General features: G+C 30.3%; 18 protein-coding genes. 7 read left to right on the top strand and 11 right to left on the bottom strand.

Translation table 11 applies throughout. The features are described 5' to 3' along the window. Window positions 1–97 precede the first annotated feature (97 nt). From CW733_RS11475 to mfd, 5 genes are all read right to left on the bottom strand, one after another. On the bottom strand, window positions 98–691 hold the full coding sequence (locus CW733_RS11475) for a hypothetical protein (protein ID WP_157811571.1): 594 nt from the start codon (window positions 689–691) through the stop codon (window positions 98–100). Between the two features lie 121 nt (window positions 692–812). Then, complete coding sequence (locus tag CW733_RS11470; protein WP_100997310.1) at window positions 813–1,340, bottom strand: hypothetical protein; 528 nt, start codon at window positions 1,338–1,340, stop codon at window positions 813–815. Between the two features lie 69 nt (window positions 1,341–1,409). After that, entirely contained in the window at window positions 1,410–2,330 is a 921-nt protein-coding gene (xerA, locus tag CW733_RS16640) for a site-specific tyrosine recombinase/integron integrase (RefSeq protein ID WP_369806634.1), read from the bottom strand. Window positions 2,331–2,685: 355 nt separating this feature from the next. Beyond that, window positions 2,686–4,056 (bottom strand): TlpA disulfide reductase family protein, encoded by a 1,371-nt coding sequence (locus tag CW733_RS11460; protein WP_100997309.1) that lies wholly within the window; start codon window positions 4,054–4,056, stop codon window positions 2,686–2,688. Window positions 4,057–4,107: 51 nt separating this feature from the next. Continuing rightward, the gene (mfd, locus tag CW733_RS11455; RefSeq protein WP_100997308.1) at window positions 4,108–7,455 is read right to left on the bottom strand and encodes a transcription-repair coupling factor; all 3,348 of its coding nucleotides are present in this window, start codon (window positions 7,453–7,455) and stop codon (window positions 4,108–4,110) included. 150 nt (window positions 7,456–7,605) lie between these two features. Here mfd and CW733_RS11450 point away from each other — a divergent pair, with 150 nt between their 5' ends. Both CW733_RS11450 and CW733_RS11445 read left to right on the top strand, forming a co-directional pair. Then, window positions 7,606–7,776, top strand: a complete 171-nt coding sequence (locus CW733_RS11450; protein ID WP_232730354.1) for a glycoside hydrolase domain-containing protein — start codon at window positions 7,606–7,608, stop codon at window positions 7,774–7,776. Window positions 7,777–7,860: 84 nt separating this feature from the next. Beyond that, on the top strand, window positions 7,861–8,292 hold the full coding sequence (locus CW733_RS11445; protein WP_100997306.1) for a TerB family tellurite resistance protein: 432 nt from the start codon (window positions 7,861–7,863) through the stop codon (window positions 8,290–8,292). A 31-nt stretch (window positions 8,293–8,323) separates the two neighbouring features. On the opposite strand, the gene CW733_RS11440 is transcribed toward CW733_RS11445, so the two are convergent. From CW733_RS11440 to fbp, 6 genes are all read right to left on the bottom strand, one after another. Next, window positions 8,324–9,853 (bottom strand): ATP-binding protein, encoded by a 1,530-nt coding sequence (locus CW733_RS11440; protein ID WP_100997305.1) that lies wholly within the window; start codon window positions 9,851–9,853, stop codon window positions 8,324–8,326. 75 nt (window positions 9,854–9,928) lie between these two features. Further along, window positions 9,929–11,452: an ATP-binding protein gene (locus CW733_RS11435; RefSeq protein ID WP_100997304.1), complete on the bottom strand. Its 1,524-nt coding sequence runs from the start codon at window positions 11,450–11,452 to the stop codon at window positions 9,929–9,931. A 19-nt stretch (window positions 11,453–11,471) separates the two neighbouring features. Further along, window positions 11,472–11,966 carry a Rab family GTPase gene (locus tag CW733_RS11430; protein ID WP_100997303.1) on the bottom strand — a complete coding sequence of 165 codons (495 nt, stop codon included), beginning with the start codon at window positions 11,964–11,966 and terminating at the stop codon, window positions 11,472–11,474. A gap of 91 nt (window positions 11,967–12,057) precedes the next feature. After that, on the bottom strand, window positions 12,058–12,864 hold the full coding sequence (locus CW733_RS11425) for a cell envelope biogenesis protein OmpA (protein WP_100997302.1): 807 nt from the start codon (window positions 12,862–12,864) through the stop codon (window positions 12,058–12,060). A 15-nt stretch (window positions 12,865–12,879) separates the two neighbouring features. After that, on the bottom strand, window positions 12,880–13,233 hold the full coding sequence (locus tag CW733_RS11420) for a fructose 1,6-bisphosphatase (RefSeq protein WP_100998804.1): 354 nt from the start codon (window positions 13,231–13,233) through the stop codon (window positions 12,880–12,882). Window positions 13,234–13,350: 117 nt separating this feature from the next. Then, the gene (gene fbp / locus CW733_RS11415) at window positions 13,351–14,355 is read right to left on the bottom strand and encodes a class 1 fructose-bisphosphatase (protein ID WP_100997301.1); all 1,005 of its coding nucleotides are present in this window, start codon (window positions 14,353–14,355) and stop codon (window positions 13,351–13,353) included. A 120-nt stretch (window positions 14,356–14,475) separates the two neighbouring features. On the opposite strand from fbp, the gene CW733_RS11410 reads away from it, so the two are divergent. The 5 genes from CW733_RS11410 to CW733_RS11390 all read left to right on the top strand — a co-directional run bounded on the left by CW733_RS11410 (window position 14,476) and on the right by CW733_RS11390 (window position 20,293). Continuing rightward, window positions 14,476–14,955, top strand: coding sequence for a GNAT family N-acetyltransferase (locus tag CW733_RS11410; protein WP_100998802.1), 480 nt, complete (start codon window positions 14,476–14,478; stop codon window positions 14,953–14,955). After that, window positions 14,955–16,205 (top strand): aspartate kinase, encoded by a 1,251-nt coding sequence (locus tag CW733_RS11405; protein ID WP_100997300.1) that lies wholly within the window; start codon window positions 14,955–14,957, stop codon window positions 16,203–16,205. Before CW733_RS11410 ends, CW733_RS11405 begins: the two co-directional genes overlap by 1 nt. A 43-nt stretch (window positions 16,206–16,248) precedes the next feature. Further along, a complete protein-coding gene (locus tag CW733_RS11400) occupies window positions 16,249–18,072 on the top strand; it encodes a lysophospholipid acyltransferase family protein (protein ID WP_100997299.1) in 1,824 nt (607 codons plus the stop codon). A 13-nt stretch (window positions 18,073–18,085) separates the two neighbouring features. After that, window positions 18,086–19,108: a carboxypeptidase-like regulatory domain-containing protein gene (locus CW733_RS11395; RefSeq protein WP_100997298.1), complete on the top strand. Its 1,023-nt coding sequence runs from the start codon at window positions 18,086–18,088 to the stop codon at window positions 19,106–19,108. Window positions 19,109–19,273: 165 nt separating this feature from the next. Next, the gene (locus CW733_RS11390; protein ID WP_100997297.1) at window positions 19,274–20,293 is read left to right on the top strand and encodes a carboxypeptidase-like regulatory domain-containing protein; all 1,020 of its coding nucleotides are present in this window, start codon (window positions 19,274–19,276) and stop codon (window positions 20,291–20,293) included. Window positions 20,294–20,325: the final 32 nt, after the last annotated feature.

The following is a 20,325-nucleotide window of genomic DNA, read 5'->3' as shown; positions in this document are numbered from 1 at the left end:
TAAAGTTAGCAAATAAAACACAGATAGAAAATCCGCGAGGATTTTCGTAAGTAAGCTAGAACTAGCCATTAATTATACACGGTGTTCTACGCAGTTTTTATTCAGGTTCTAATTCCGTTTCTTTTATTTCTCCGTTTTTTATATCATCAAATTCGATGATTTCAACTCCATAAATATTATTCGTATTCTCTGGATGTATCTTTTTCATTGTCTCAAAATAGTCAGCCATAAACATATTTAAATCGCCTAAACCTTTAGTGAAATAATGAATTTTATTTCCATTGTATGAAACTTGTAGAGTTCCATATTCTTTTTCTTCAGATTTTTTTCGGTTAGAATTCCGTTTAAAGAATTCCTCCATTTTCCAAATCGTATCAGTAATTGGTATTTGTTTTTCGTACACAATTTTCCATTCAGGATTTTGGTCAAAAGTATCTTCCTTAAATTCAGTTCTTATTTTTATTAAATCAGATTTTTTTGTTATTTCAATTCGTTCAGCTCCTTGATATGTACAAACAGAATGGTTAAACCAAATTTTGATTGTGTCCGATTCAGTCATTTTTTTCTTAAAATCGGTTATGTCCGTTTTGAGATTAAATTCAGGTTTTCTCAATTCCGTTTTCTTTTCAGTTTCTTTTTTACAAGAAGCCAAAATCAAAGTCAGAATTAATATTTTGAGTAAGTTTTTCAAATTGCGTAGAACGTTTATGTATAAGAATAGTTGCGGGTTTGTATGCGAGGATTTTCCGAAGGAAAATCAGACGTTACAAACACGCAACGACCTTTGATTAAGCACTAAACCGCAATTATTTTTATACGGTGTTGTGTGCCGTTTTTATTTTTATTTTCCATTCGTTTGTGTCTAATTCCATTATTTCATTTCTACTCCAATTAGTAAATTCCTCACACTCAAATTCCAATATATTTCCGTTCCATTTTCTAAATCGGATGTCATCCATTTTAAATGGACTTTGGATTTCAGTCAAGTCAGATAATGAACTGTTCATTTTTTCAATTTCATAGTAATTATGAAAAAAGAAAATTCCATCAGGTGAAACTTCTAAATCCTGATATTGAGGTTGACTTTCCGTTTCTATTATGTTCAAGTCAGAAGCGTTTAGTCTGTAAACATAATCAGAAGTCAGAACAATAATTTCATTCCGATTTTCCGAATACTTCACTTCTTTTGGCGTTCCACGAAATTGTCCAACAGTTTCATTTAAATTTTCATCGATAAACTTAATCCAAGTCCAAGATTGAGAATTCCAAGGACTTTCAATATCATAAATCCTTTCTTTAAATTCTCCAGAATATGGTTGGTTTATAATTTCAGTTTTCAATGTATTTTCGGTTTTTCTCAAATGGCACACAACGTGTTATATGTGGATAAATATACTAATTATCCCTTGTTATTTTCCGGATAAGAGGAAGTTTTGTTCGTCTTTATCGGTTTTTTTTAATTGTTCTACAGCAAAATCTAATGGGCTTTTAATAGATAGTAGATCTTTTCTGGCAACATGTGTGTAAATCATTGTGGTTTCAGGTTTACTGTGTCCTAAAAGCTCTTGAATGTGTCTTAAATTAACGCCATTTTCTAATAAATGAGTTGCATAACTATGTCTTAGCGTATGTGGTGTAACGTTTGTTTTTATGCCACATTCATTTTTATATTTTTTTATAAATTTTCTAACACTACCAGCAGTATATTGTTGCTTTATTTGGCCTTCTACAAAATAATGCTTTGGAGAGTAGGTAACTAGATAGTTTTGTAATAAAGGTAAAAAACTTTCAGCTAATGTAACATACCTGTCTTTTCTACCCTTACTGTTTCTTATAAAAATTTGTCTTCTGTTAATATGGAAATCTTCAATTCTTAAATTTATTAACTCACTTATACGTAATCCGCCAGAGTATAGTAAGGCTATTATAGCACGATGTTTTAAATTTTTTGCTTTACTAATTAGATGTATTATTTCTTTTTGAGATAAAACAGAAGGTAATGCGCGATCTCTACTTGGTCGTGTTAATTCTAGATTGCTTATTTTAGTAATAGGCTCAAAAATAATAAACAATTTTAGAGCACTAATAAATTGACGTTGTGTACTAACACTGTAATTTCGCTTTATATATACAGTCTCTATATAAAGCTCGACATCTTTATTGGTTAGTGTTTCTAAGCTTTTATTTGTGTGAAACTCAATAAAATCTGCAATAGAATACGAGTAGGTATTTATGGTGCTTTGGCTGTAGCGCTTTCCTTTTAAATATTTGTAAAAATTATTTAGTAATAATTTTTGTTCTCTATTTAATACTCTTTTATGCTTTGGGATTATTACTACTTCTTGTTTAACAATGACTTTACTAAAAAACGTGTCTCCATCTATAACGGCCTTGCCTTTAAAGTTTTTATAGATAAGTTTTAAATTTGATGGATTGTTTTTAATATACCATACTTTATGTGTATTACTCCACTTTGCACGTGGTAATGTTCTAACGATAGCAGTTAAACTAGAATTGTGGTCGAAATTAATACCAATACTATGTTGTGCTCTGTGTAGTAATTTTTAAAGTTTAATTTTATGTATATCAGTCATGTAGATTGTAAATTTAAGAAAAATTAAACTATTAAAAACAAAAAAGCGAAGTATTAAACTTCGCTTTTACAATTCTATATTCTAAAACAATCTACTCCTTCTTCTCAAGAACTGAGTCTGCTTTTTTTGCTTTAGCTAAACCTTCAAAATATTTTTTAAAAGTGTTAATGTCTTCAGGTTTACCAATAATTTTTTTGTCTTTATCTAATACAAAATAACTAGGTGTTGCTGTTACATTGTATTGGTCGCCTATTGGGTTATCCCATTTGCCTTCTCCAAAAACGTGTAGAAAATCTGGATAATCGTATGTTAGTTCTTTCCAACGGTATAAATCGTTATCTAATGCTATTGCAATAACTTGGATGTCTTCTTTTGTTTTAGATTTTATAAATTCTTTTAACTGAGGTATTTCATCTAAACAGTGAGAACATGTTGTACTCCAAAAGAATAATAAATAGTTGTTAGAACCTTCTAATTTGCTAAGTTTAGATACTTTTATTTTGTCTTTTTCGTCTTTTATTTCAATGTTAAAATCTGGACCTATATTACCTATAGACGCATTTTTAAAATAGATAATGTTATTTGCTAATTCGTTATCATTATTAGCGCGAGCGCTATTTAACAAGTATTTAGAGCCAATATAATTAGCTACAACCTCATTATTTTCAATAGAAAACTGATTCCATAAAACTTCTAAAAGAATTCCTTTAATTTTCGGGTTATCTCCAATCGCTTTTACAACTGTATCTACGTTTTCCATGTAAGAGGCATCAGGATTTTTTCGGTCTATAAAACCAATAACATAATCTATAGTAGTTTTAATTAAAAAGTTAGAATCCTGAAGTGTTTTGTTACCAAAATTGATATTCGAGAAATAATTAGATTTTATGTTTTTAGAAAATGTAGAAACATCTTCTAATCCGTTTGGAATATATGGGCTACAGGCTTTTATAAAGTTATTAGCTATCATGCCATCTGAAGCTTTTTCGAACTCTTTTTGAGTGTCTTTTAAAATATTAAAAATCTTAGAATAGCCAGTTTTATCTTCTTTACCAGAGCCGTAATAATTGCGTATACTCTTGTTTACTAAAGCCATGCTACGGTTGTAAGAGTTGTACATTTTGTTTTCTGTAGATTTATCGAAAGTTAATCCTTTTTCTAAATCGAATTTTAAAACAATATCTTCTTTATTATTTATTATAAAATCGAAATTAAATTGCTCTTGAGGTTGCGAGTAAACTAAGCGATAAGTTCCAGGAATAGTAGCTTCGTCTAATGCCATTTCGAAAGTGCCATCTTCTGCCACATCTGCATTAGCCACAAATAATGAAGTTTCTGCAGTTACGCGATATAAGAATGCGAATTTAAAATCTTCGGCAGGCGTAAAAGTGCCTTTAATTGTATGTTGTGCGAATAATACCGAAGGTAATATAGCGAGTAAAAAAAGTAATTTTCTAGTCATTGTTAATGGTTTTATATTGTGTAAGGCAAAAACTTTGCCAAAGATGTTTTTTTAATTCAATATAGGTTTAAGTACTGCCAATGCTTGTTCTACGGTTTTAATGTTATCAAAGGTAAGTAATAAACGCAAGCCTTTTCTAGTTTGTTTTTCTTTCATTTTACCAGCTCTAGGATTTTGCTGTACGTATTTTAATAGTTTATTAAAATTTGTACTTTGGTAAAAGCGACTTTGCTGATCATTAATAAAGTAACCTACAAGTTTACCGTTTTTCATAATCACTTTTTCGATTCCTAATTTGGTAGCAGTCCATTTTAAGCGTACACTATCTAATAAATCGACTACTTGCGTTGGCAATTCTCCAAATCTATCTATTAATTCGGTTTCAAACTTAGCTAACTCTTCTTCAGTTTTAAAATTATTAAGTTGTGTGTAAAGGTTTAGTCTTTCGGCTATGTTATTAACATAATCGTCTGGGAATAGTAGTTCTAAATCACTATCAATAGTCATGTCTTTTACATATTCTTTGTCCTCGGGATCTTCATCATATAAATCCTTAAACTCATTTTCTTTAAGCTCTTCAATAGCTTCATTTAATATTTTCTGGTAGGTGTCGAAGCCAATTTCATTTATAAAACCACTTTGTTCACCACCTAATAAATCTCCAGCACCACGAATTTCTAAATCCTTCATCGCAATATTAAATCCGCTTCCTAAAGCAGTAAATTGTTCTAAGGCCTGAATACGTTTTCTTGCATCGTCTGTCATTGCAGAATACTCAGGCGTAATAAAATAACAGAAGGCCTTTTTGTTGCTTCGTCCTACACGACCACGCATTTGGTGTAAATCGCTTAGTCCAAAATTATTGGCATTATTAATAAAAATAGTATTTGCATTTGGTACATCGAGACCGCTTTCTATAATAGTTGTACTTACTAAAACATCAAAAGCGCCTTCCATAAAAGAGAGCATTAAAGTTTCTAGTTTTTTACCTTCCATTTGTCCGTGGCCAACACCAACTTTAGCATCTGGAACCAAACGCTGTATCATACCAGCAACTTCTTTAATGTTTTCTATACGATTATGAATGAAGAATACTTGTCCGCCACGCTGAATTTCATAACTCACAGCATCGCGAATGGTGTCTTCACTAAAACGAATAACATTGCTCTCTATAGGGTAACGATTAGGAGGAGCAGTAGTAATTACCGATAAATCTCGTGCAGCCATTAAGCTAAACTGAAGCGTCCTTGGAATAGGAGTAGCAGTTAAAGTCAAGACATCTACATTGTCTTTTATTGTTTTTAATTTCTCTTTTACTGCGACACCAAATTTTTGCTCTTCGTCTACAATTAATAAACCTAAATCTTTAAATTTTACTTTTTTATTTACCAGTTGATGCGTGCCAATAATAATATCTACATGGCCTTTTTCTAGCTTCTCTAAAGTCTCTCGTTTTTGTTTTGCAGTACGAAAACGGTTAACATAATCTACAGTTACAGGAAATTCTTTTAAACGCTCTTTAAAGGTTTTATTATGTTGAAATGCCAATATGGTCGTTGGCACTAAAACCGCGACTTGTTTACCATTATCGACCGCCTTAAAAGCAGCACGAATGGCAACTTCGGTTTTTCCAAAACCTACATCGCCACAAATTAAACGATCCATTGGTCGTTGGCTTTCCATATCTGCCTTAATATCTGCAGTTGCAGTAATTTGATCTGGAGTGTCTTCGTAAATAAAAGACGCTTCGAGCTCGTGTTGTAAATAACTGTCCTCTTTGTATTGATAACCTTTCTCTAGTTTGCGCTTAGCATAAAGCTTTATTAAATTAAAAGCAACGTGCTTAACTCTAGATTTGGTTTTTTCTTTTAATACCTTCCATGCTTTACTACCAAGTTTGTAAACCTTTGGTGGCTTCCCGTCTTTACCATTAAATTTAGTGATTTTATGTAAAGAATGAATGCTTAAATATAATACATCGCGTTCGCCATAAACTAATTTTATAGCTTCTTGCTTTTTCCCTTCTACATCTATTTTTTTTAGTCCACCAAACTTACCAATTCCATGATCTATATGTGTAACATAATCTCCAATATCGAGATTAGTAATTTCTTTTAAAGTAATCGCTTGCTTTTTTGCGTATCCATTTTTTAGATGAAATTTATGGTAACGCTCAAAAATTTGATGGTCTGTATAAACCACCATTTTATTACCATGGTCTATAAAACCTTGAAAAAGTGATAGTGTTATGGTTTGGTATTTTACATCTTGCTCTACATCATCAAAAATATCATGAAAACGTTTAGCTTGTTGCTCGCTTACACAGGCAATGTAATTTGTAAAACCGTTGTTATGGCTTTCGTTTAGGTTATTAATAAGTAAATCGAACTGTTTATTAAATGCAGGTTGTGGTGTGGTGTTAAATAAGATTTCTTCTTGTGGTTTTAGCCAAGAATCTGTACCAAACTCTACCACATTAAAATCTAAAAGCTGTTTTTTTAGTAATGTTGAATTACAGAATAACTCTACAGGCTCTGCATGTTTTACTTCGGTTGAAAGGCTTTTGAAGGCGTCTTCGGCTTTTATGAAGAATTCGTCTATTCTTGAGAAAAGCACTTCTACATTTTTTGTAAAAACTACGGTTTTTGAAGCAATGTATTTTAAGAAACTCTCACGAGACTCGTCTAAAAACTTGTTTTCAACATTTGGAATAATGCCAATTTTTTTAATCTGCTCGTTAGAGAGTTGTGTTTCTACATCGAAGGTTCTAATACTATCGACTTCGTCTCCAAAAAATTCAATTCTGTAAGGTTCGTCATGCGAAAAAGAAAATACATCTACAATACCACCTCTAACCGAAAATTCTCCAGGTTCTGTAACAAAATCGACACGTTTAAATTTGTATTCGAATAATACTTCGTTTACAAAATCGATATTTAAATCGTCGCCAACATTAATTTTTAACGTGTTACGTTCCAGCTCTTTCCTTGTAACTACTTTCTCAAAAAGTGCGTCTGGATAGGTTACAATTATTGCAGGTTTCTTACGCGAGTTTATTCTGTTTAAAACCTCTGCACGTAGCAGTATATTAGCATTATCTGTTTCTTCAATCTGGTATGGTCTTCTATAACTTCCAGGATAGAATAAAACATCTTTACCGTTTATAAGTTGCTCTAAATCGTTAAGATAAAAAGCAGCTTCTTCTTTGTCGTTAAAAATTAAAAGAAAAGGTTTTTCGGCAGTTTTAAAGCTTTCGTGTATTACAAACGAAAGTGCAGAGCCAACAAGGCCTTTTATATGCGTTTTATTTGTTTTTTCTTGAGTTTTGGCAATAGCGGTTTGTAGTTTTTGCAGTTGCAAAGACTGTGCATATGTTTGCGAGATTAGCAGTTTGCTCACGTATTAAAGTATTGGACAACAAATATAAGAGATAGAATGGTTAAATGGTAATTATGAAATTATTATTATAAAGTAATTGCTTTGTTTGAGTTATGTTTACCATCATGACAATAAGAACGTGCTTTATTCGTGTAGAAAACGATAGGATGGTTGCTTGGTAATGGAAATACGCTTAGAATTAAAGCTACTAAGCAAAGTAAAGATCATGTTTATGTAAAAAGTGTTTCAGTTAATGGGAGAGTTTTGAAAGACAATGTTCTGTCTCATAAAGATATAATTGGAGGTGGTGAAATTGTATTTGAAATGCATAATTTATATTAATACTTGTAGTAATAAAAAAAGAAAGATTTCATTTTAAAAGATTTGAACTTTAACTATCTTTGCTACTCTAAAACAATAAAATATATGTCATTTTCAGATTTATTCGATAGCGGATTTAAAAAGCGTAACGAGGACCATTTTGCATCAATTGTAAAAGTGGCAATGGACGATGGAATTATTACGGACGAAGAAAAAACATTTTTAGATCGTTTAGCACGTAATTTAGATATTGGTGAAAACGATTATAAGATAATATTAAAGGATTACCAATCGCACCCAATTAATCCACCAAGTTCTTACGATATTCGTTTGGAACGTTTATTTGATTTATCACGCATGGTTTATGTAGATCATATTAAAGGTGATCATGAGGAGATTTTATTACGTAAAATTGCTGTTGGATTAGGATTTAATCCAGACAACGTAAAATACGTAGTTGGTAAAGCATTAACTTTAGTTAGTAATGGTGTAGACTTAGATACGTTTATAGACGAAATAAAAGGAATGAATAGATAACTTATTTCATTTAAATAATTTAAAAAGCAAGCTATATAGCTTGCTTTTTTTGTATAATATATTTTAATTTTCTTAGTATTTCGGCTTTATCAAAAGGCTTACCAATATAACTATTTACGCTTCTCTGCTTACAATCGTTTTCTTCTTCTTTAGATGGGTTTTCGCTTATTACAACAATAGGTATTTTGTTAATGTCTTTATAGTCTGAATGCCTTATGTAGCGTGTAGTGTCCATGCCATCCATTTTAGGTAATTTAAGATTTAGTAATACTAAATTAAAAGTAGATTTATATAACTCTTCTATAACTTGATCTCCATTTTCTACAATAACAACATCACAATTTTTTAATTTACTAATAATCTCTAGAAGTTTTTCTTGATTACTTCGTAATGGTTCAGCAAGTAAAATTTTAATTTCATTTTTAGCTGTGTCTTTAGAGATTTTAGTGATTAGCTTATCTTCTTTTTGGTTAGGCGCTATTTTAAAGTCTAAAGTAACCGAAAATATAGAGCCTTTGCCAATTTTACTTTCTGCTTTTATTTCACCATCCAATGCAAGAACAAGTTTTTTTGTTATAGCAAGACCTAATCCTGCGCCATTATTAACCATGCTGTTATTAACTTGATGAAAACTATTAAAAATAGAGTCTATTTGTGCAGTATCAATACCAATTCCGGTATCTTTTATACTAAACATTAGTGTGGCAGAATCGCTAGTTTTAGTAACACATTTTGCTTTTAGCTCTATGGTACCTGTTGGCGTAAATTTAATAGCATTACCAATAAGGTTGTTTACTATTTGGGCAAGCCTATACTTATCTGCAATTACATATTTAGGACATTCAGGATCAATACTATATTTTAATGTTAGTCCTTTTTCTTTGCACTTAAGAGTATATATAGCAATAATAATGTTTAATTCTTCGAGTAGATTATAACGTGTTGTGAGTATAGAAAATCGATCAATTTCAATTTTTGAGATATCAATAATATCGTTAACCATTGTTTTTAACTTATCGTTTGTATTTTTAATTACGTTAAGGTTGTAGCGTTGGTTTTGTTCTAAATTAGTGTTTTCTAAAAGTGAAATAAAGCCATTAATGTTATTAATAGGCATTTTAATTTCATGACTAAAATTTGCAATAAAATTGTTTTTAAAGGCTTCTTTTTCTTGTAATATAATATTATTGTAATCAAGAAGTTGAGATTTAATTTCAGATACATTTCTTTTTTGTGCAGCCTTTTGGTGTAGAATATATTGTTTTGTTAATTCTTGAAAAACAAAAGCAGAAGGTTTTTTTTTGTCACTAGTATGCAAAACAGTATCAATAGTATAGTTAACACCATCAATATCTAAATTGATGCATTCAAAATTAAAGGTCTTATTTTTTTGAGGTAACAAGTCTAATAAACTTTCAAAGAAAGGATGTAAGCTCTTAATAGATTTACCTATGCAGTTTTTAAAAAGAATAGATTGAGCATCTAAAATAATCCCTTCATCACTAATAAGTAGTATTTGATTAGTGATTTCCTTATAAGGAATAGTATAATTTTCGAGCATATTTTATGTATTGACAAAAAATTAGAACTTTAAAGATACTATATTTTGTAATAATAATATAAAATGTTCGCTTTCTTACTTTAAGTTTTTTGTAATTATTTCTAATAACTGACTCTCGTTAAAAGGCTTCTTTAAAACATCGTCTATTCCAGCTTTTTTATAGCGTTTTAAATCTTCTTTATAAAGTTTTGCCGTCATAGCAACAATTGGTACTTTTTTCTGGTGTCGTTCTGGGAGTTTTCTAATTTGCTTTGCAATAGCGTCACCTTGAAATTCTTTGAGCTTTATATCCATTAAAACCAAATCTACTTCATGATCTAAACTAGTTATCCTTGTGATAACCTCGTCTGGTTTAGTAGCAATGTCTAAGAAAAAATGACCTTGAGATGCTAAAATTTTTAATACAGAGAGTTGAGTTATTTCAGAATCTTCAACTAATAATATATTGTATTTTTTTGAAGTGTCCAATATGGACTTCTTTTTGTTTTTACTTTCTTTAAGTGTTAAAGAGGATGAGGAAATAAAATTAATGTTTGTTGAAAATTTTGAACCTTTTCCGTATTCTGAACTTACACTTATTTTGCTCTTAGTAAGCTCTACTAAGTATTTTACGATTGCTAAACCTAATCCTGTGCCTTTAAACTCGTTAGCCCTGCTTACTTGTGTGAAACTTGTAAATATTTTGTTTAGATTTTCTTTTTCTATGCCTATTCCAGTATCAATTATTTCAAAGTGAATACTTGCTTTTTGCGCTCTAAGTTGGTTTAAAGATACATTAAAAGTAATACCACCATGATTAGTGAATTTTACTGCATTATCCAGTAAATTGGTTAAAACTTGCTGTAGTCTTTTTGCGTCTCCACCAATAATTTTTGGCAATTTCTCGTCAAAGTTAAAGCGAAATGTTAGTCCTTTTTGTTCGGCAATAATCTTGTACGTAAACTTGATTTCTTCTAATAACGCATGGAAATTAAAAGGTTCAATAGCTAATTCAAGATTTCCAGATTCAATTTTAGAAATATCAAGAATGTCATCAATCATTTTCTTTAAAAAACTTGATGAGGAATTTAATATTTGAACGTAATCCTTTTGTTGTAAGTCTAAATTAGTTTTACTTAATATATCTGTAAAAGTTAAAATACCAGTTAGTGGATCTCGCAACTCATGACTAAAATTTGCAATAAAAGTATTTTTAAAAGACTCTTTCTCTTTTAAATACGTGTTTTTAAGCTCTAGAATTTGTGAGTTTATAACAGATTCATTTCTTACTTGTGCAGTGGTTTGGTAGTTTTTATAATGAGAAGTTAAATCATGAATAATTAATAGTGGGTTTTTACCATCATTAAATGTTTGTAAAATAATATCTGCTGTAATAGTTTTATCTACAATATTAAGATGAATACAGGAAAAGATAGTTTCATTCTCTTCGGCAATTAGAAGTGAAGTGAGTGTTTCAAAAAACGGATGAATATCTCCAATATATTTATTTGAAAAGCCTAAAAACAAGGCATCGTCAGATTCTAAAACGTTTCCATTGAAGTTTAATATAGAATATTGTAAAACTACTTTTGTGTATTTTTTCTTGTATTCTTCTAGCATTATAAAGCTGTTCTTTTGCTTATTTAATAAGCGCCTCAGCTAAATTAGAGAAAATTAAATCAACTTTGTCTCCTGTCTTTGCACTTACATATAAATCTGTTAAACTACCAAAATTATCGTTGTTCTGCTTTAAATATGCCTTGGTGACCAAGTCTTCTTTGTTTCCAACAACAGTTATAGGTGTGTTTTTTTGCTTTTCTTTTAGGAAGTTTATTTCAGTTTGTAAGTTTTCGTAGGTAGCAGGTCTAGTAACATCGTAAACATAAATAAATGCATGAGTACCTAAAAGATAAGATAGTCTAGTATTATTTATATCATCATTACCTTCTAAATCCCAAATAACTAGAGATACATCTGCGCCTTTTTCAGGAATTGTAACATTTTTTTTAAAAATATGTACACCTATGGTTACTTTATAGTCTTCAGAAAAGGTGTTTTCTACAAAGCGCCTAATGAGAGAGGATTTACCAACACCAAAATGACCTAATAAGACTATTTTTTTAGAGACTTTCATTAATTGAAATATAGCTTTAGTTTTTGAATTAGCATAATGTAGCAAAAGTAATAAAAACCAAGCATTTTATATGTTTTTGAACCGATATTTGTTATTGAAAATATAGTTCCAACTTTTTAGAAAACGAATCGCTATCTTTTATATCATCTTTGTTAATATAATTCTGTGCAAAATCTAATAGTTTGTTTTCTAGCTTACTTTTAAAAATAACATTATATGGTCCAGAGATAATTATAGCCATGTAATAAGACGAGAAGTTTTGTAGGTGAATATGAAAGTTGTCATATTCGATGTATTGTAATTGTTGTTTGTCTTTTTCGAAGGCATCTTCTGCAAAACTTTTAATAGCAGTAAGCATACCAGCAACCATGTCTTCTTCTATAGCTTGTGTTTTAGAGTGTTCTGAAATTATAATACCAGAACCTTTTTCGATAACCATAACTTGTTCTATAACTGGTTGTGCGAGTTCTTGTATTATTAAGTCTGCTTCACTAACTCCTGTTCTTTTAGATTTAAATTTGCGCTTTAATGCTTCAAAAGAAAATGCGGTATTCATTTTTGCGTTTATCTGTTCAGATAGAATTTGCATCTCTTGTTGTACATACTTTTTTATCATTTTTCCAATAATTGGAAATAATGCTTCTACAACAGCATCTTGAGAGTTTTTAATTTCACTCTTTAATGCTTCGGTAATTACAGGTCCTAAAGTTTTTGGTATTTCTGTAACAAAATCATTGAGTTTTTGATCTATAATAGGATCTACACGTTTAGATAGTTGATTCTGTTTATTAATAATGTCTTCAACTATCTTAAGTTTTTCTTCAACTTTTTTGGCGTACTCACGCTCATCTGTTAGTAAGATGTCCTTTAAAATAGAAAGTTTTTCGTCTTGATTCATGGCGTGAGAATCAAATTAGTTACTTATTTTCTCGCCAAGTTTAATTAGTAGATCACCAAAAAGTTTGCGGTCTAATTTTTTCTCATCCAGAGTCTCTGCTTTGTCTTCTAGCGTGTTTTCTAGTTCTGTAATTCTAATATTAATATCTGTACTTAAGTTATCAATATTTTGAAGTAACTCAGACTTAACATCATCAAGTAAGTTCTCTAATTCTTTCTTCTTCTTGAGTATGTCTTGTTTTACAGCTTCAAATTCATGATTATATTCTTGGATATTTTCTCCAAAAATAAGCTGCTTAATCGCATCAATTTTAGAAGTAGAATCGGTTGCGTTTGTATTGTTAGTTATGCTATTATCGTTCTTTGCCATTACCATTTAATTTAATAAAACACGGTAAAAATAGCAAAATTAATTAGAATAAAGCCAATTATGTTTTAAAGTGAGTTATATAATTTGTTTTGAATGCGTATTGGTATAACATGTTTATTATGCCTTTTGCATAAACTCTTCAGCTTTTTCTACCATATTTTTACTTCCGCAGAAAAAAGGAACACGTTGGTGTAACTCTGTTGGTTCTATATCTAAAATTCTTGTAAAACCATCACTAGCCTTACCACTGGCTTGTTCTGCGATAAAAGCCATAGGATTACATTCGTAAAGTAAACGTAATTTTCCAGCAGCGTTTTTAGAGCTTTTTGGATACATGTAAATACCTCCTTTTATCATGTTTCTATGAAAATCGGAAACCAAAGAGCCAATATATCTTGAAGTGTAAGGTCTATTGTCTTCTTCTTTTTGGCAATATTTTAAATAGTCTTTAACACCTTGAGGGAAATGGTTGTAATTACCTTCGTTTATAGAGTAAATGTTACCATCTTCAGGGAACTTCATGTTTGGATGCGATAAATAAAGTGTTCCTAAAGCTGGATTTAATGTAAATCCGTTTACACCATCTCCAGTTGTGTAAACCAACATTGTAGAAGTCCCATAAACCACGTAACCAGCTGCTACCTGCTGATTTCCTTTTTGAAGAAAATCGTCTATTGTAACAGGTGTCCCAACTGGTGTTATACGTCTGTAAATTGAAAAAATAGTACCTACAGAAACATTAACATCAATGTTACTTGAGCCATCTAATGGGTCTATTAATACTACATATTTATTTTGGTTGTTTTCGTCTTGGCTATTTATAGAAATAAAATCGTCTTCTTCTTCACTTGCAATACCACAAACAATATTTCTGTTTGTTAAGGTTTGTATAAATTTTTCGTTAGCATAAACGTCTAGTTTCTGTTGGTCTTCACCTTGAATATTGGTGTCTCCTGCAGCTCCTAAAATATCTACCAAACCAGCTTTGTTAACTTCGTGATTTACTACTTTCGCAGCTAGACGAATGGAGTTTATTAATCTTGATAATTCACCAGAAGTGTATTTAAAAGATGATTGGTTTTCAATAATAAATTCTCCTAAAGTTTGATTTTTTCTAGACATAGTTTTAGACTTTCGCTTTTGCAAATATCGTTTTTTTTAACCAACTACAAGGTTTTCGTAAAAGTAATTATGTTAGCTTATTTAACTTTAAACTATATTTGGTTTTCAAATGTTTTAAATATGAAGAACTCAATACGTCTAGCAACTAAAAAGGATATGAAAAGTGTTCATAATCTAATCGTTGAGCTTGCTGTTTTCGAAAAAGAACCTGATGCTGTTGAGATTACAGTGCAAAATCTTGAAGAAGATGGTTATGGAAAACAGTCAAAATTTACTTGTTTTGTTGTAGAATCTGGTAACGAGGTTGTTGGAGCAGCCTTAGTTTATAAACGTTATTCTACTTGGAAAGGAGAAATTTTACATCTTGAAGATTTAATTGTTAAAAAAAGCATGAGAGGAAGCGGATTAGGCACTGTGCTCTTAGATGAGGTTGTAAAATACGGTAATAAAATGGGTGTTAAACGCATAAGTTGGGAGGTTATAGACTGGAATGAGCCTGCAATTGCTTTCTACGAAAAAAAAGGTGCAAATGTTAAACGCGATTGGGATGTTGTACATCTAGATGAAAACGGAATTAAAAATTATTTAAATAATATATAGTGCAGGTATTTAAGTTTGGAGGTGCTTCAGTAAAAGATGCCAACGGAGTAAAAAACGTTGTAAAAGTACTAGAAAAAGTAGGTTATGAAAATAGGCTTATTGTAGTGTCTGCAATGGGTAAAACTACAAATGCACTAGAAGTTGTAATCGATAAATATTTAAATGAAAGCAATGCTTTTAAGTCTGAATTAGAAACCGTAAAAAACTACCATCGCGATATTATGATGGATTTGTTTAACAACAAACAACACGCTGTCTTTAATACTGTTGATGCGCATTTTAAAGAATTACTACAGTTTTTTATAAGTAATAAATCACCAAATTATAATTTTATTTACGATCAAGTTATAGGTTATGGCGAATTAGTTTCTACAACCATTATTAGTCATTATTTAAACGAAATGCATTTAACTAACACATGGTTAGATGTAAGACAATGTATAAAAACAGACGATTATTATCGTCGTGCAAATGTAAATTGGGAAACCACCCAGAATAATATTATTAACAAGGTTAAAGAATCTACTTTATATATTACTCAAGGTTTTATAGCTAGCGATAGTAACAATTTCACAACCACTTTAGGAAGAGAAGGAAGTGATTACACAGCTGCGATTTTCGCATATTGCTTAAATGCCCAAAGTGTAACCATTTGGAAAGATGTTCCTGGCGTTTTAAATGGAGATCCACGTTATTTTAATAATACACAATTATTAAATACTATTTCTTATACCGAAGCTATAGAACTTGCCTTTTATGGAGCATCTGTAATTCATCCAAAAACTTTACAACCATTACAACGCAAAGAAATTCCTTTGCATGTAAAGTCGTTTTTAAATCCAGAAAATCCTGGAACAACAGTAAATAAGTCTCAAGGTATTGAGCCAAAAGTACCTTGTTTTATTTTAAAACAAAATCAAGTTTTAGTATCCTTATCTACTTTAGATTTTTCATATGTAGTAGAAGAAAATATTAGTGAAATTTTTAACTTACTAGCGCTTTATAAAATGAAGGTTGATATGATTCAAAACTCTGCTATTAGTTTTTCGGTTTGTTTTGAAAACACTTATAATAATTTAGAAAAATTACTGTTACATTTAAAAGCTAAATTTAAAGTAGAATGTCATGAAAGTGTATCATTATATACCATTAGGCATTATGACGAAGCATCAATTAAAAATTTAGAACAGGATAAAACAGTGTTGTTGAAGCAGTTATTTCAAGAAACTGTACAAGTTGTAACTCAATAATCTATTGCTTACATTTGTAAGCTTAAAAAAATTAATATTAATAATGTCTTTAGTCACTGCAAAAGAAGTTTCAAAAGCAATAAACCTTGAAAAATACGGTGTATTTGGAACGTTTATAGGTTGGTTATTGATGAAGGTTTTAAAAATCTCTACACTTAATAAATTCTATAACCGTAACAAGCACTTAAGTGAAGTCGAGTTTTTAGATGCTATTTTAAATGAGTTTCAAATTAAATTCGAAATACCAGAAGAAGATTTAAAAAGACTTCCCAAAGATGGTGCTTATATAACAGTATCAAACCATCCATTAGGAGGTATTGATGGCATCTTGTTGTTAAAATTAATGCTCGAACAAAGAGCTGATTTTAAAATAATTGCTAACTTTTTATTGCATCGTATAGAGCCACTAAAGCCTTATATAATGCCTGTTAATCCTTTTGAAGACCGTAAAGATGTAAAATCAAGTATTGCAGGTTTTAAAAGCGCTATTAGACATTTAAAAGAAGGTCACCCATTAGGTATCTTTCCAGCAGGTGAGGTCTCTACTTATAAGGATGGTAAACTAATGGTAGATAAACCTTGGGAGGAAGCAGCAATGAAACTTGCTCAAAAAGCTAACGTACCTATTGTTCCAATTTATTTTCATGCTAAGAATAGTAAACTTTTTTATACGTTGTCTAAAATTAGTGATACGTTTAGAACAGCAAAATTACCTTCAGAAATATTAACACAAAAGAGACGTGTAATTAAGGTAAGAATAGGGCGACCAATTTCTGTAAAAGACCAAAACGAACATGAAACACTTCAGAGTTTTTCAGAATTTGTTCGAAAAAAAACCTATATGTTATCTAATGCTTTTGAGCCTAAAGAGAATTTAAGAGATACAATTTCTTCAACTTTAAAAGTGCCAAAGCCAGTTAAGATACCAAAAAAAATAGTGACTCCTGTTAGCACGAAAGTAATGTTAAAAGAAGTAGAGTTCCTTCGTGAAGATGATAGTAGATTATTAAAAAGCAAAAATTATGAAGTCTTTTTATCATCAGCAAGAAAAATTCCAAACATACTAAGAGAAATTGGACGTTTACGCGAAATTACATTTAGAGAAGTAGGAGAAGGTACAAATGAAGCTATTGACTTAGACGCGTTCGATGGTTATTATCACCACATGTTTCTATGGGATTGTGAAGCTAATAAATTAGCTGGAGCATACAGAATGGGATTAGGAGCTAAGATTTTCGAAAAATATGGTATCGATGGTTTTTACCTTCAAGACTTATTTCGTTTTGAGCCAGAGCTTTATAAAATGATGAGCGAGTCTTTAGAGCTTGGACGTGCTTTTATTATAAAGGAATACCAACAAAAACCAATGCCTCTATTTTTACTTTGGAAAGGTATTGTACACACCACTTTACGTTACCCAGAACATAAATATCTTATTGGTGGTGTTAGTATTAGTAACCAGTTTTCAAACTTCTCTAAATCGTTAATGATAGAGTTTATGAAATCGCACTATTACGATCCTTACGTGGCCCAATATGTACACCCTAAAAAAGAATTTAAGGTAAAACTAAACGATGCAGATAAAGACTTTGTTTTCGACGCTACAGAAGCCGATTTAAATAAATTCGATAAGATTATAGACGAAATAGAACCAGGTGCTTTACGTTTGCCTGTACTACTTAAAAAGTACATTAAACAAAATTGTAGACTTATAGGCTTTAATGTCGACCCTTTATTTAATGATGCAGTAGATGGTTTAATGTACATTAAAATATCAGATTTACCAGAGAGTACAGTGCGTCCAGTAATGGAGGAGTTTCAAGCTGAACTAGAAAGTAAATTCCCTGGAAGTATTGCCGAGGATTAATGGCTTTGTTTATATGAAAAATGTTTTACTACTGTTAGTACTCTTTTTCTTTTTTTTAACTTCATTTGCTCAAGAATTAAAGGGTGTTGTTTTAAACGAAAACACTAATGAACCTATAATTGGAGCTTCAGTATATTTCGATAATACGTCTATTGGCACTACTACAAATTTTGATGGAGAATTCGTAATTACATTAAAACAAACAATTAATGCACCTTTGGTCATTTCTTTTGTTGGATATGAAAGAATAATTTATAAAATAGAAAATTTTGAAACTAATAAGATCTTTAAACTAAAAGAAGATGTAAATACATTATCCGAAGTTGTTTTAGATAGTAAAGACGAATGGTCTCGCGAGTTTAAACTTAAAAAATTTAAAAGAGAGTTTTTAGGACGCTCAGAATTCGCAGAAAAATGCACTATCTTAAATGAAGCTGCTCTTGTTTTAAATTTTAAACGTGATACGAAACAATTAATAGCTTCTGCAAAGGCGCCAATTATAGTTAAAAACGAAGCCTTAGATTATATTGTAAAATATGATATAAACAATTTTCATATTAACTATAATATGGATACAGAAGCTAATATAGACTTAGAAAAAGTATTTATAACAGTAGCTTCTGTTGGTTATTCTGGAACCACCTTTTTCGAGAATATAGAGTCTAAAAACCATAAGCGTGCTTTAAGAAATAGAGTAAAAGCGTATACAGGTTCGACATTACACTTTATGAGAGCGATTGCAAGTAATAAACTTAAGGAAGAAAAGTTTAAAATTTTTAAAGGGAGTTATCAAACAGATCCTTCGTTACATATTAAAACCTTTAAGAACGATACTTTAAACCTAACAGAGGTGTCACTTTCTCAAAAGCTTAACGTTCTTTGTAAAGGAAAACAATCATCGATTCAAAGCCAGGTTAAGCGCTTTTTTATTGATGCTTATGGTAATTACTCTCCAATAGATAAAGTATTATTTGGAGGCTTTATGGCAAAGCAGAGAGTAGGAGATGTTTTACCTTTAGATTACGGGTTGTTCTAATAAACTTTAATTTTGTTATTATTTATTCTCTCTTTATATATATTGTTTAAATTCGGAGTACTTATATAGCATATATAATTTTTTTAGAATTAATTCTTCAAAATTTAATTTTAATAAGCTACAATACCTTAGTTGAATACTAAATACTTAAATCAGATTTCTTATATGAAAAACGTAGTTTTAATATCATTGTTTATTTTGTCATTTTTAACCTCTATTGCTCAGGAATTAAAAGGAGTGGTTTTAAATGAAAAAACTAATGAACCTATTTTTGGAGCTTCGGTATATTTCGATAATACATCTATTGGTACAACCACAAATTTTGATGGTGAGTTTTATATTAATTTAAAGCAACATATAAGCACACCTTTAGTTGTGTCTTTTGTAGGTTTTAAAACAGAAATTCATAGTGTTAAAAATTTCGAAAGTAAAAAAACATTTAAATTAGAAGTCGATTTAAACGTTTTATCAGAAGTTGTTTTAGAAAGTAGAGATGAATGGTCTAGAGAATTTAAACTTAAAGAATTTAGAAGAGAGTTTTTAGGTCGTTCAGAATTTGGAAAGAAATGTGTGATTTTAAATGAAGAGGTTCTTGTTTTAAATTTTGAAAGAGAAACCAAGCAACTAATAGTTTCTGCCAAAGCTCCTGTAATTGTTAAAAACGAAAGTTTAGATTATGTTTTAACATACGATATTGAAGACTTTTATATTAACTATGATATAAAAATAAAAGGCAGAAAAAACTTAGAGAAGTTATCTAAAACGGTCACATTTATGTCTTACTCAGGGACTACGTTTTTTGAGAATATAGACTCAGGTAAACATAAGCTAGCTTTGTTAAATAGAGAAAAAGCTTATAAAGGTTCTACCTTACATTTTATGAGGTCTATTGCAAGTAATAGCCTTAATGAAGAAAATTTTCAAATTTTCAAAAACAGTACTAAAAGAGAGCCATCTCGTCATATTAGAATTTTAAAAAATGACAGCTTAAATATTACCAAAGTTGCAATAACATCAAAGTTAGATGTTTTATGTGATGGTAATAGGTCTAGTGTCGAAAGTAAAGTAGAAAGTTTTGAAATAGATAATCAAGGTAATCACTCTCCAATAGATAAAGTTATTTTTAGTGGTTTTATGGGTAATCAAAGAATAGGTGATGTTTTACCTCTAGATTACGGTTTGTAATTATTTGCAAAAGAAAACAGAACTTATATTAC

The organism is Lacinutrix sp. Bg11-31 (assembly GCF_002831665.1).
In the GTDB taxonomy this organism is placed as follows: Bacteria; Bacteroidota; Bacteroidia; order Flavobacteriales; family Flavobacteriaceae; genus Lacinutrix.
This window is presented reverse-complemented; position numbering and strand designations above follow the sequence as displayed.